12 protein-coding genes and 1 pseudogene are annotated in these 12,609 nt (G+C 54.4%); 8 read left to right on the top strand and 5 right to left on the bottom strand.

The window, feature by feature from the left end; genetic code table 11:
• Window positions 1-2: 2 nt before the first annotated feature.
• The 7 genes and pseudogenes from dksA to panD all read left to right on the top strand — a co-directional run bounded on the left by dksA (window position 3) and on the right by panD (window position 5,593).
• On the top strand, window positions 3-419 hold the full coding sequence (gene dksA / locus ACRCWW_RS05440) for an RNA polymerase-binding protein DksA (RefSeq protein ID WP_438681497.1): 417 nt from the start codon (window positions 3-5) through the stop codon (window positions 417-419).
• Between the two features lie 68 nt (window positions 420-487).
• A pseudogene (gluQRS, locus tag ACRCWW_RS05435) lies at window positions 488-1,377 on the top strand (tRNA glutamyl-Q(34) synthetase GluQRS).
• Between the two features lie 61 nt (window positions 1,378-1,438).
• Window positions 1,439-2,836 (top strand): polynucleotide adenylyltransferase PcnB, encoded by a 1,398-nt coding sequence (gene pcnB / locus ACRCWW_RS05430; RefSeq protein WP_438681499.1) that lies wholly within the window; start codon window positions 1,439-1,441, stop codon window positions 2,834-2,836.
• A complete protein-coding gene (folK, locus tag ACRCWW_RS05425; protein WP_438681496.1) occupies window positions 2,833-3,312 on the top strand; it encodes a 2-amino-4-hydroxy-6-hydroxymethyldihydropteridine diphosphokinase in 480 nt (159 codons plus the stop codon). The genes pcnB and folK overlap by 4 nt, the downstream gene beginning before the upstream one ends.
• Before the next feature lie 75 nt (window positions 3,313-3,387).
• Complete coding sequence (gene panB, locus ACRCWW_RS05420; RefSeq protein WP_330984833.1) at window positions 3,388-4,179, top strand: 3-methyl-2-oxobutanoate hydroxymethyltransferase; 792 nt, start codon at window positions 3,388-3,390, stop codon at window positions 4,177-4,179.
• Window positions 4,180-4,189: 10 nt separating this feature from the next.
• Entirely contained in the window at window positions 4,190-5,044 is an 855-nt protein-coding gene (panC, locus tag ACRCWW_RS05415) for a pantoate--beta-alanine ligase (RefSeq protein ID WP_438681495.1), read from the top strand.
• Between the two features lie 168 nt (window positions 5,045-5,212).
• A complete protein-coding gene (gene panD / locus ACRCWW_RS05410; protein ID WP_438681494.1) occupies window positions 5,213-5,593 on the top strand; it encodes an aspartate 1-decarboxylase in 381 nt (126 codons plus the stop codon).
• Between the two features lie 3 nt (window positions 5,594-5,596).
• Here panD and ACRCWW_RS05405 read toward each other — a convergent pair whose 3' ends face one another.
• The 4 genes from ACRCWW_RS05405 to ACRCWW_RS05390 all read right to left on the bottom strand — a co-directional run bounded on the left by ACRCWW_RS05405 (window position 5,597) and on the right by ACRCWW_RS05390 (window position 9,145).
• Window positions 5,597-6,844: a polysaccharide deacetylase family protein gene (locus ACRCWW_RS05405; RefSeq protein WP_438681498.1), complete on the bottom strand. Its 1,248-nt coding sequence runs from the start codon at window positions 6,842-6,844 to the stop codon at window positions 5,597-5,599.
• Window positions 6,845-6,907: 63 nt separating this feature from the next.
• Window positions 6,908-7,348 carry a PTS sugar transporter subunit IIA gene (locus ACRCWW_RS05400; protein WP_438681493.1) on the bottom strand — a complete coding sequence of 147 codons (441 nt, stop codon included), beginning with the start codon at window positions 7,346-7,348 and terminating at the stop codon, window positions 6,908-6,910.
• Window positions 7,349-7,451: 103 nt separating this feature from the next.
• Window positions 7,452-8,222, bottom strand: a complete 771-nt coding sequence (locus ACRCWW_RS05395) for an ABC transporter permease (protein WP_438681492.1) — start codon at window positions 8,220-8,222, stop codon at window positions 7,452-7,454.
• On the bottom strand, window positions 8,219-9,145 hold the full coding sequence (locus ACRCWW_RS05390) for an ABC transporter ATP-binding protein (RefSeq protein WP_438681491.1): 927 nt from the start codon (window positions 9,143-9,145) through the stop codon (window positions 8,219-8,221). Before ACRCWW_RS05390 ends, ACRCWW_RS05395 begins: the two co-directional genes overlap by 4 nt.
• A 106-nt stretch (window positions 9,146-9,251) precedes the next feature.
• On the opposite strand from ACRCWW_RS05390, the gene can reads away from it, so the two are divergent.
• Window positions 9,252-9,914 carry a carbonate dehydratase gene (gene can, locus ACRCWW_RS05385; protein WP_438681490.1) on the top strand — a complete coding sequence of 221 codons (663 nt, stop codon included), beginning with the start codon at window positions 9,252-9,254 and terminating at the stop codon, window positions 9,912-9,914.
• A 79-nt stretch (window positions 9,915-9,993) separates the two neighbouring features.
• On the opposite strand, the gene ACRCWW_RS05380 is transcribed toward can, so the two are convergent.
• Window positions 9,994-12,594, bottom strand: a complete 2,601-nt coding sequence (locus ACRCWW_RS05380) for a GH116 family glycosyl-hydrolase (protein WP_438681489.1) — start codon at window positions 12,592-12,594, stop codon at window positions 9,994-9,996.
• Window positions 12,595-12,609 lie beyond the last annotated feature (15 nt).

Below are 12,609 nucleotides of genomic sequence, written 5' to 3'. Positions count from 1 at the left end.
GTATTCTCGCCATCGCTGGGGTGGAGCCATACCAAGAGAAGCCGGGTGAAGAGTATATGAACGAAGCCCAGCTGTCTCACTTCAAGCGTATTCTTGAAGCGTGGCGTAACCAACTCAGGGATGAAGTTGATCGTACCGTGACACACATGCAGGATGAAGCTGCCAACTTCCCGGATCCGGTAGATCGTGCCGCACAGGAAGAAGAGTTCAGCCTTGAACTGCGTAACCGTGACCGCGAACGTAAGTTAATCAAAAAGATCGAGAAGACGCTGAAGAAAGTCGAAGACGAAGATTTCGGCTACTGCGAATCCTGCGGAGTGGAAATTGGTATCCGCCGCCTGGAAGCGCGTCCGACGGCCGATCTGTGCATTGACTGCAAGACGCTGGCGGAAATTCGCGAAAAACAGATGGCTGGCTAAGTCATTCGCCTCGCATCACCCTCATGGCGGGAGCCCTCTCCCGCCTTGTTCATTTCTGAACCTAAGACATGTCAGACTCAGAGTATATCGGGCGCTTTGCCCCTTCTCCTTCCGGCGAACTCCATTTCGGCTCACTGATTGCCGCCCTCGGCAGCTACCTGCAAGCGCGAGCAAATCACGGGACCTGGTTAGTCCGCATTGAAGATATAGACCCTCCTCGTGAAGTTCCCGGTGCCGCAGAGGCCATTTTGCGTCAACTGGAACATTACGGCCTGCACTGGGATGGCGAGGTGCTTTGGCAGTCGCAGCGCCATGATGCCTATCGTGAGCGGCTGGCATGGCTGCAAGAGCAAGGACTAAGCTATAACTGTACCTGCACTCGCGCCCGCATTCAGAGCGTCGGAGGAACGTATGACGGCCACTGTCGCGAGCTTCATCTCGGCCCTGAAAACGCTGCGGTTCGTTTGCATCAGACGCAGCCGGTCTTGCAGTTTGAAGACAGGCTACGCGGCACGATAATCACCGACGAACGCCTGGCACGGGAAGATTTTATTATTCATCGTCGCGACGGCTTATTTGCCTACAATCTGGCGGTGGTGGTCGACGATCATTATCAGGGCGTGACGGAAATCGTACGCGGGGCCGATTTAATCGAGCCAACCGTCCGGCAAATCTCGCTTTATCGTCATTTTGGCTGGCAGGAACCTGGCTATATTCATTTACCGCTGGCGCTGAACAGCGACGGCTTTAAGCTTTCAAAACAGAATCATGCACCCGCGCTTTGTGCCGGTGACCCACGTCCGGAAATTATCCGGGCTTTGCAGTTTCTTCATCAGGATAGTGTTGATGAGTGGCAGGATCTGACGCTCGAGGATCTGCTGAAAATAGCGGTGGCGAACTGGAAGCTTTCGGCTGTGGTTTAATTCAGCATTCTCAAACGCGCCCGGCTGAGCTATGATTAGCCGCAATTTTTTGTCCATACTCTACTCTGACGACTGACACGATAACCGAGGTGTAACATTTTTACCCGAGTCGCTAATTTTTGCCGTAAGGTGCTAACCCGTGAAGAAACCGGGGCTGAAACCGTCGACGCAAAACCAGAAATGACGGTCATCCCGCGTGAGCAGCACGCTATTTCTCGCAAAGATATCAGTGAAAATGCCCTCAAGGTGCTCTACCGTCTGAATAAAGCGGGCTACGAGGCTTATCTCGTGGGCGGCGGTGTCCGCGATCTGCTGCTTGGCAAAAAACCGAAAGATTTTGACGTGACCACCAGCGCCACGCCGGAACAGGTTCGTAAATTGTTCCGCAACTGCCGCCTGGTCGGTCGCCGCTTCCGTCTGGCTCACGTGATGTTTGGCCCGGAAATCATTGAAGTCGCCACTTTCCGTGGTCATCACGATGGCTCACCGGACGATCGCGCCACTTCTCAGCGCGGCCAGAACGGCATGCTGCTGCGCGATAACATCTTCGGCAACATCGAAGAAGATGCCCAGCGCCGCGATTTCACCATCAACAGTCTCTATTACAGCGTGGCTGATTTCACCGTACGTGATTACGTCGGTGGCATGCGCGATTTAGACGACGGCGTGATTCGCCTGATTGGTAATCCGGAAACTCGCTACCGTGAAGATCCGGTGCGTATGCTGCGCGCCGTGCGTTTCGCCGCCAAGCTGAACATGAACATCAGCCCGGATACCGCCGAACCGATTCCACGCCTGGCAACGCTGATTAACGACGTGCCACCAGCGCGTTTGTTTGAAGAATCTCTCAAGCTGCTGCAGGCCGGTTATGGGTTTGAAACCTATAAACTTCTGCGCGAATACAGCCTGTTCCAGCCGCTGTTCCCGACCATCACCCGCTATTTCACTGAAAACGGTGATAGCCCGATGGAACGCATCCTCAGCCAGGTACTGCGCAACACTGATAACCGCATTCATAACGATATGCGCGTGAACCCGGCGTTCCTGTTTGCCGCCATGTTCTGGTATCCGCTGCTGGAAACGGCGCAGCGCATCGCGCAGGAAAGCGGCCTGGCCTATTACGACGCCTTCGCGCTGGCGATGAACGATGTGCTGGACGAAGCCTGCCGTTCACTGGCTATTCCGAAACGTATTACCACGCTGGTGCGTGACATCTGGCAACTGCAGTTGCGCATGTCTCGCCGCCAGGGCAAACGTGCGTGGAAGCTGATGGAGCATCCAAAATTCCGCGCCGCGTACGATCTGCTGGCTCTGCGTGCAGAGGCTGAAGGCAACCGCGAACTGCAGAGTCTGGCGCAGTGGTGGGGGGAATTCCAGGTAGCGGCTCCGCCTGCACAAAAAGACATGCTGAACGGCCTGGATGAAGAGCCTGCTGCTCGTCGTCGCCACCGCCGTCCTCGCAAACGTGCGCCACGTTCAGGCAGCAGCGCGTGACACGTGTTTACATCGCCGTCGGCAGCAATCTGGCATCACCTCTCGATCAGGTGAATGCGGCGATTGCTGCGCTCGGCGAGATCCCACAAACCCGCATTGTGGCGGTCTCTTCGTTCTACCGCACGCCACCGCTTGGCCCACAGGATCAGCCCGACTACCTGAATGCCGCGGTGGAACTTGAAACCGAGCTTCAGCCTGAGGCACTGCTCGATAACACCCAGCGCATTGAATTACAGCAAGGCCGTGTCCGTAAAGCTGAACGCTGGGGGCCACGCACGCTGGATCTCGACATCATGCTGTTTGGCGATGCGGTGATGAACACCGAACGCCTGACGGTCCCCCATTACGACATGCATAACCGTGGCTTTATGCTGTGGCCGCTGGCGGAAATCGCCCCGGATTTGCACTTTCCTGATGGCACTTCGCTTGCCTCCCTGCTTCAGGATCTTAACTGCGCAAAACCTGCTCACTGGTAAACGGGAAACCGATTGCCCGTCCCGCCTTGCCTGATACAATGCCGGTAGACTCGGCTTTCGTTATCAGGAAACGCTATGAAACCCACCACCATTTCCCTGCTGCAGAAATGCAAACAGGAAAAGAAACGCTTTGCCACCATCACCGCTTACGACTTCAGCTTCGCGAAACTGTTCGCCGACGCCGGCATTAACGTCATGCTGGTCGGTGACTCGTTGGGCATGACGGTCCAGGGGCATGACTCCACGTTGCCCGTGACGGTAGAAGACATCGCTTATCACACCCGTGCGGTTCGCCGTGGTGCCCCCAACTGTCTGCTGCTCTCTGACCTGCCGTTTATGGCGTACGCCACACCAGAACAGGCTTTTGAGAACTCCGCCGTTGTGATGCGAGCTGGCGCGAACATGGTCAAGCTGGAAGGCGGGGCGTGGCTCGCGCCAACGGTAAAAATGCTGACCGAACGCGCAGTGCCGGTCTGCGGGCATTTAGGCCTGACGCCGCAGTCCGTCAATATCTTCGGCGGTTACAAAGTACAGGGACGTGGCGATGCCGCGCAGACGCTGTTTGATGATGCGCTGGCACTGGAAGCCGCAGGCGCACAGTTGCTGGTGCTGGAATGCGTACCGGTCGAGCTGGCAAAACGCATCACTGAAGCCCTGACCATTCCGGTGATTGGTATTGGTGCCGGGAACGTCACCGACGGCCAAATTCTGGTGATGCACGATGCTTTCGGCATTACCGGCGGTCATATCCCTAAATTTGCTAAAAATTTCCTGACCGAATCGGGCGACATGCGCGCTGCCGTACGGCAGTATATTGACGAGGTCGAGTCCGGGGCTTATCCGGGCGAAGAACACAGTTTCCATTAAGGAGTTTGTTGTGTTGATTATCGAAACCCTGCCGCTGTTGCGCCAGCATATCCGCCGTTTACGCCAGGAAGGTAAACGCATCGCGCTGGTGCCTACCATGGGCAACCTGCACGACGGTCACATGAAGCTGGTTGATGAAGCCAAAGATCGCGCCGATGTGGTGGTGGTCAGTATTTTCGTCAACCCGATGCAGTTTGACCGCGCCGACGATTTAGCGCGCTACCCGCGTACGTTGCAGGAAGATTGCGAGAAGCTGAACAAACGTAAAGTGGATTTCGTTTTTGCCCCTGCCCCCGCGGATATTTATCCACAAGGCATGGACACACAAACGTTTGTCGATGTACCGGGCATTTCTACCATGCTGGAAGGCGCCAGCCGCCCAGGACACTTCCGCGGTGTCTCCACCATCGTCAGCAAGCTGTTCAACCTGGTTCAGCCCGACGTCGCCTGTTTCGGCGAGAAAGATTTCCAGCAGCTGGCGCTGATCCGCAAGATGGTGGCGGATATGGGCTATGACATTGATGTCGTAGGCGTGCCAACAGTACGTGCGAAAGACGGGCTGGCACTGAGTTCCCGTAACGGTTATCTCACCAGCGACCAGCGTAAAATCGCGCCTGGCTTAAGCAAAGTGATGAATGCCATTGCCGAAAAGCTTCAGGCGGGCGAGCGTGACGAGCAAGAGATGATTACGCTTGCGGAGCAAGAGCTGAACGACAAAGGCTTCCGTGCCGACGACATTCAGATTCGCGATGCCGACACCCTGCTGGAGCTGTCTGAGACCAGTAAACGCGCGGTTATTCTGATGGCGGCATGGCTGGGTCAGGCGCGGTTGATCGACAATAAAACGGTTGAATTATCCCGGTAGACAGGGGTTAAAAAACGGGCAATACTGCCCATCAATCTGATGAATATATCCCCTCACCCCGGCCCTCTCCCCAAAGAGGAGAGGGGGAAAACAGAAAGTTCGATCGTTCCCTCTCCCCTCAGGGGAGAGGGTTAGGGTGAGGGGCAACACAGCAACAAAGGTAAAGTTATGATTCGCACTATGCTGCAGGGCAAACTCCACCGCGTGAAAGTGACTCAGGCGGACCTGCACTATGAAGGCTCCTGCGCTATCGATCAGGATTTCCTCGACGCGGCAGGGATTCTGGAAAACGAAGCCATTGATATCTGGAACGTGAGCAACGGCAAGCGCTTTTCCACCTACGCCATCGCCGCAGAACGCGGTTCACGCATCATTTCTGTGAATGGTGCGGCTGCGCACTGCGCTGCTGTCGGTGATATCGTGATTATCGCAAGCTTTGTCACCATGTCCGACGCCGAAGCCCGCACATGGCGTCCGAATGTTGCCTATTTCGAAGGCGACAACGAAATGAAACGCACCGCCAAAGCTATTCCCGTTCAGGTTGCCTGAGTCTTACCCCTGCGGCTGATTGCTGATCAGCCGCGACATGGTCTCTAACGAATCCGTTCTTAAGATATATAAGCGCTTCAATAAGAACGGATTATCTCCCGGCTTCACCTTCCCTTTTACCGTCGTCACCGCCATGTGAAATCCTGCATCATTCGCCGCCTGAACCGCGGTGGCATTGTATCCGCCAAACGGATAGGACAGGTACAGCACGTGCGGATTGAACTGATTTAGCGCCCTACGCGAACGCTCAAAATCAAACAAGATGTTGTGATAGCTGCGGCTCAGCAAAATCGGGTGGCGATAACCGTCCACACGGTGCAGGAAGTGGGTATGCGACTGAATATCAAACACATCCTGAATCTGTTCGAGTTCTGAAACGCTCATAAACTGCAGCGATTTCGGCCCCCACTTCTGCGGATAGCGCTTGATACGCGAAGAGATGATAAACGCGGTCGCTTTGAAGCCATACTCTTTGAGGATCGGATAAGCGTAGCGATTGACCGACTTCAGGCCGTCATCAAACGTAATCACGACCGAACGCGCCGGCAGGTTCATCTTATTACGCACATAGCCTTCAAGCTGGTACATCGTCAGCGTGGTGTAACCCTGATCGCGCAGCCACGTCATCTGGTTGCTGAAGGCACGCACGGAGGTCGTGGTCGAGGTGTGGCGAAAACGGGTGTTTTCTTCATCGCGCAAAATGTGGTGGTAGGTGAGGATCGGAATACCGTTATCTTCCTGCGCATCCAGGCTGCTGACCCACGCCAGGCGGTTGCCGATACGGATTTGATACCACGTCTGGTGCAGACCATCTTTCAGCTTGCTGATAATCGGGTAACGCAGGTTATCAGCCAGCACACCAAACGGTGCACTGCCCACATTCGGCGCGTTGTACACCGGCGTATCACGCCACGTCACCAGGTTTTGGTTGCTGAGGGGTTTATTCAAATCACCGAGCGTGTCTTCCACACGCTGATTCCCCTGCACGGGCTCCAGATGGCCTTTGTCGATAAAGCCCGTGCCAAACCCGAAGCTAAACTCATAGTAGTCAGCGTTGGTCGGCACGACGGCCAGAATTTGCCCGGCACGCACATTCCCGACCGTCACCACATCATTGCCCACCTGCGCCCAGATAATGGCATCTTCCGTGGTTTGCATGTAGCGGGCAGGCTGCCCGTGCTGGCTAAGCAGACTGGCGCTGACGCTGCCAGAAAGAAGTAAAAGAAATGAGAAAATAACGCGAATCAGCATGCGCTCAGAACCGAAACGATAAGCCAGCTGATAGTGTAACAAAAGCACCATCAATACCAATGGTTAATTGGCATACAGGTCATGAAGCAAAACAAACGGCGGATGTTTTTGCTGCTGATGCCAAAGGCTGGTGACTTCAGGCCCACCCTGCGCCACGATCGCTTCACGGAACGCCTCGCTACTGTGCGTCCCCCGCAGCGACACCATTAATTCAAGCAGCGAATAACTAATACCGGAGATCACTTCGCAGTGAGAGTGTTTGTGGCTCATCAGTGCAGCCGTTCGGTACGGCGCGGCACCGGTAATGTCCGTCAGAAAAATAACGCCATCACCCGAATCCGCTTCGTGCAGCGCGTCACACATCATGCGGCTAAGCATGTTGGTGCTAAGGCCACGCCAGTAGTTAACCGCCCGGCATTGCACCAGCGGCCCACATTTCTTTTCCAGACGATCCAGTAGCACTTGTGCGCTGTCATCGTGACAGGCAATCACCCAACCCAACATAGCCCGGCTCCTTAGCAGGCAAGTAGTTTAGCGGAGTGAAAATTGAGGAGGGGTGAGATCGATCAAGAGTTTGCCCCTCTCCGCGCGAAGAGGGGAAAAATAATTAGCTACGCAGACCGCGACCACGCTGGATTAAATACCAGCAAAGGGCGTAGAACGCGATGATAAACACTGCCAGCACCGCAACGGTGGTGAACAGTGGCACATCGGTGATGCCGAGGAAGCCAAAGCGGAAGCCGCTTATCATGTAGACAATCGGGTTCAGGTGCGACAGCGCCTGCCAGAACGGTGGCAGCAGCGTCAGCGAGTAGAACACCCCACCGAGATAGGTCAGCGGCGTCAGCACGAAGGTCGGGATCAGGCTGATATCGTCAAACGTTTTGGCAAACACGGCATTCAGCAGACCCGCCAGCGAGAACAGCACCGCCGTCAGCAGCAGCGTGAGCGCCACAAACAGCCAGGAGTGCACCTGGAAAGGCACGAAGAACAGTGAAATTGCGGTAACCAGAATCCCCACGCACAGCCCACGCGCCACGCCACCGCCCACATAACCGGCAATAATCACGTGCGTTGGCACAGGCGCCACCAGCAGCTCTTCAATATTGCGCTGGAACTTGGCGCTGAAGAACGAAGAGGCCACGTTGGCATAGGCGTTGGTGATCACCGCCATCATGATCAGGCCAGGCACGATAAACTGCATGTAGGTAAAGCCATGCATATCACCGATGCGCGAGCCAATCAGATTACCGAAGATGATGAAATAGAGGGTCATGGTGATGACCGGCGGAACCAGGGTCTGGATCCAGATGCGCATAAAACGGTTAATCTCTTTGGCCCAGATACTTTTCAGCGCCACCCAATACAACTGCATCATGCCTGCTCTCCTGACTTATTGTGAACCAGCGTGACGAACAGCTCTTCCAGGCGGTTGGCTTTGTTACGCATACTCAATACCTGCACGCCCTGCTCGCTCAGCTGAGCAAAGACGCTGTTGATCCCCTGCTCGCGCAGGACCTCGACTTCCAGCGTGGACGTATCCACCAGACGGTACTGATAGCCATCCAGCTTTGGCAATGGGCTTTTCGCCGCCAGATCGAGAATGAAAGTCTCGGACTTCAGCTTCGACAGCAGATTTTTCATTGAGGTGTTTTCGACCAGCTCACCGTGCTGAATGATGCCGATGTTGCGGCACAGCATTTCGGCTTCTTCCAGATAGTGCGTGGTGAGAATGATGGTGGTGCCTTTGTCATTGAGATCTTTCAGGAAACCCCACATCGAACGGCGCAGTTCGATATCCACGCCGGCCGTCGGTTCATCGAGGATTAGCAATTTTGGCTCATGCATCAACGCGCGGGCAATCATCAGACGGCGTTTCATCCCGCCAGATAACATCCGGGCACGTTCGTTGCGCTTTTCCCACAAATCGAGCTGCTTTAGATACTTTTCGCTACGTTCAACCGCTTCTTTGCGTTCAACGCCGTAGTAGCCTGCCTGGTTTACGACAATCTGCTGCACGGTTTCAAATGGGTTGAAGTTGAACTCCTGTGGCACCAGCCCGAGCTGGCGCTTAGCGTTCACGACGTCTTTATCGAGATCGTAGCCAAACACATTCACCTGGCCGGAGGATTTGTTAACCAGCGAGCTGATAATACCGATGGTGGTGGATTTCCCCGCGCCGTTAGGCCCGAGCAGCGCATAAAAGTCCCCTGCTTCGACCTTCAGGTCAATGCCACGCAGCGCCTGAACGCCGCCTGGATAGGTCTTTTTAAGCTGTTTTAGTTCAAGTGCAATACTCATTGAATTTCTCTTTTTAAAATCTTGCAATCGATGTGTGGTTTTAAATAAAGCCGAGTTGACCTATATTAGCGCAACGCACTAACTTGGTTACAGGTCATTAACCTCCATGAAAGACATAGATACACTCATCAGCAACAATGCACTATGGTCAAAAATGCTGGTGGAAGAGGATCCCGGTTTTTTTGAAAAACTGGCGCAAGCGCAGAAACCGCGCTTTCTATGGATTGGATGCTCCGACAGTCGCGTCCCTGCTGAACGCCTGACGGGTCTGGAACCTGGCGAACTCTTTGTTCACCGTAACGTGGCCAACCTGGTCATTCATACCGATTTGAACTGTCTTTCTGTGGTTCAGTATGCGGTAGATGTGCTGGAAGTCGAGCATATCATCATCTGTGGTCACTATGGCTGCGGTGGCGTACAGGCAGCGGTAGAGAACCCAGAGCTGGGTCTTATCAACAACTGGCTGCTGCACATCCGTGATATCTGGTTCAAACACAGTTCTCTGCTGGGCGAAATGCCGCAGGAACGCCGCATGGACACCCTGTGCGAGCTGAACGTGATGGAACAGGTCTACAACCTCGGCCACTCCACCATTATGCAGTCAGCGTGGAAACGTGGACAGAAAGTGAATATCCACGGCTGGGCTTACGGCATTCACGACGGCCTGCTGCGCGATCTCAACGTCAGCGCCACCAACCGTGAAAGCCTGGAACAGGGCTATCGCATGGCGCTGTCCAACCTGCACACACGTCACATTAACCATAAATAAAAAAATCCCGGAGCGCCTGCCGCGCTCCGGGTCCCATCTTATCTCCCCAACGAATGGAATGTCAGCGTGTCGCCCTCAGTCAGTTGAGAGCCATCGTCCATGTCATGTGCTGCCGGGTCGCATCCGTTGCCACTCCGTTCAGCCGGACTTCACAGTCGCGAGCAGCCGACCAGCATGCCAGCGTCAGAGTCCGAAGTGAAAGATGTCCATACTCAATGTGCAAGCTTGCCGCTTTTTCATCCCATGCGACGTATCCCCATGCCCCCTCCAGGGCCCAAAAATAGCGTTGTTCTCCATCAGGGGTAACAGGCTGAAACGCCAGCTGCCCCTGTGACAGGTCACAGGTGAATCCGCTGAAGGCATGCAGCAGCGAATAGCTGGCCATGGAACGCGCATAATGGCTGCCGCACTCCATCTCGTTCCAGGGATTTCGTTTTGCGCCATCATATCGGTCACGGATTGCACGCACGATCTCAACCCCTTGTTGGATCATCCCTTCCTGGATCATATGTGCCGCCACCTGATATTCAAAACCGCACATATTCTCTTCCGCATAAGGAATGGCAAGCCAGGGCTTATCATTCTGCGGCCACTCGCAAATCACGACGCCCTTCTCCCCGTTCACGGCAAACAGCCGGCAAGGATTCCAGCGCTCGTCTGTAGACTGAAAGTTGTAGCGCCAGATGGCGGACAACGCGCTTTGCACCTGCCTTTTATCAAAAATTTCACCCATACCGCAAAGATTGGCATGCCACTGGGCAATCACCTGATCTATCGCACATCCGTTGCCTATCTGATAGTTGATCTCCTGCTTTTCCTCGTTCCAGTAAAAGTCATAGATATTCCCCTCATCCAGATTCCATGTTTTCTCTGCTTCCACATAATAGGGTGCCAGGGTTTCCCGCCGCTTAAGATCCCCAGTCTGGCAATAATATTCACCGTTAAACAGTGCGCTGTCGCAGTACCGTTTTCCCTGTGTAAAAAGGGCAGTGAACTCCTGCTCCGTCTCTGCCTCCCCCATAAACGCGGCGATCTCGGCTGCACATTTCAATGCCGCCAGCCAGTAACCGGTAAGCCAACTGTTAGCGCCAAACAGCTCCATATCCAGCGTGTGGTGTTGACGCCCGGTGATGACGCCAGTACGGTGGATATCCCATTTATCGAGATTGTCAGGATGCCAGGCGAAGGCGATCATCGCTTTTACCGCAGGCCATTTCCCCCGTAGCCACTCGTTATCGCCACCAATCTTCCAGTCGCGATAAATCTTGATGACCTCACCGTACTGGCCGTCCACACAGGCTCGAAAATCAAACCGCTGCTGGCCGAGCGGCAACAACAAGCGGAATGCCAGGCTACCGTCTGGACGCAGGTTATACTGCTGATTCAGATCGCGCATGCTGCGTTCCAGGCGTGGAAAAAGATACGGGAGCGCACAGGCGTAATTCCAGACATGGAGGCATGAACCTTCACAGCTGCCTATGTTATCCAGCGTACCCTCAAAGCCGTAAAACGCCCCGTTCTCCAGGCGCAGACAGGTGGGTGTTTTTAGCGTCGAGAGGTTTGCGCTGATAGCCTCTTTGACGACCTCAGGCAGCGTTGAGTGCTCAAGCTGGCCGGCAAAGCGTTCGCTCAGTTGTCTCAGTTGTTGCCAGTGCTGAAACGCATATCCGACCACCTCGCCAGCGCCCTCAAACTGTGTGGCATAGTAATTTTTCCAGGTTTCCTCACCGCGATACTCCTCATAGCGCAGGATCTCCTCCGTCTGTTTGTCATACCAGCGGTGCCAAAAATTGTAATTCCGTGGAAAATACCAGCTGATAACAAAACGGATTTTTTTGCTTTCACCGGGCGCCAGCGAAATATGTGCCGCCAGCGTACTGGTGTCATGATGATCTGCGGACGGTGCTGCATAGTGACGATCGTGAAACCTTTCCTGCTGAAGAAACTCACGCCAGAAGATGGACAGCGTGTCGAACCAGGTTCCGCGGTACCAGCATTGCTGCCAGCTGACATCCTCCGCGTCCGTGCCGAAGCACATCTCCCCGGCCCGCGGATCGCTGGCGGAATAGCTTTGCTGGCTAAAATCAATGTAATGCACGTCCGCCGCCTGACGATAAGCGTTGCGCGTATTGCCTTGCGCCAGAGGGTTATTCATCGACAGTGCAACGCAGTAATTGAGCGAATCGAGAGTACTGTTTTTGATCTCTATTTCAAAAAATGCGGCCGGAATGCCGGAATTTTTATCATCGCCCGGAATAAAAGGGTTGAACCCACGCAGGCTGACGCTGCCCGGAAAATGGGGATCGGAAAACTGAACGTCGCCAAAAGGGTAATTCCCGGTAAACGTATGCTCTTTAAAATGTGGCATTCCGCCAAGCGTTTCACCATCCGGGCCAAAACCAAACCCGGCATGCAGCTTCTTTAAACGCTTACTGAGATGATAATTCCCCGTCATCCTTTCCTGAATGGGCCCCTGTAGCACTCGCGCATCAATAAGCTGTCCTTCCTTACTGGCTTTCACCGCAAAGTGGCTGTAGCCGTTATTGCGGCCTTTATCCGGGTGGTTAAATATCTCCCAGTCAACGAGTCGACCATTACCTGCAAGGCTAATGCAGCCGGTTCCTATCCCACCCAGCGGCAGTGCGATTTCACGAGTTTGCAGCCCTGAATAAACTTTCATTATCCTTCCCTCTCT

It is taken from the genome of Scandinavium sp. (genome assembly GCF_051650185.1).
In the GTDB taxonomy this organism is placed as follows: domain Bacteria; phylum Pseudomonadota; class Gammaproteobacteria; order Enterobacterales; family Enterobacteriaceae; genus Scandinavium.
The sequence above is the reverse complement of the archived record's forward strand: the minus strand, read 5'-3'. Positions and strand labels throughout refer to the sequence as shown.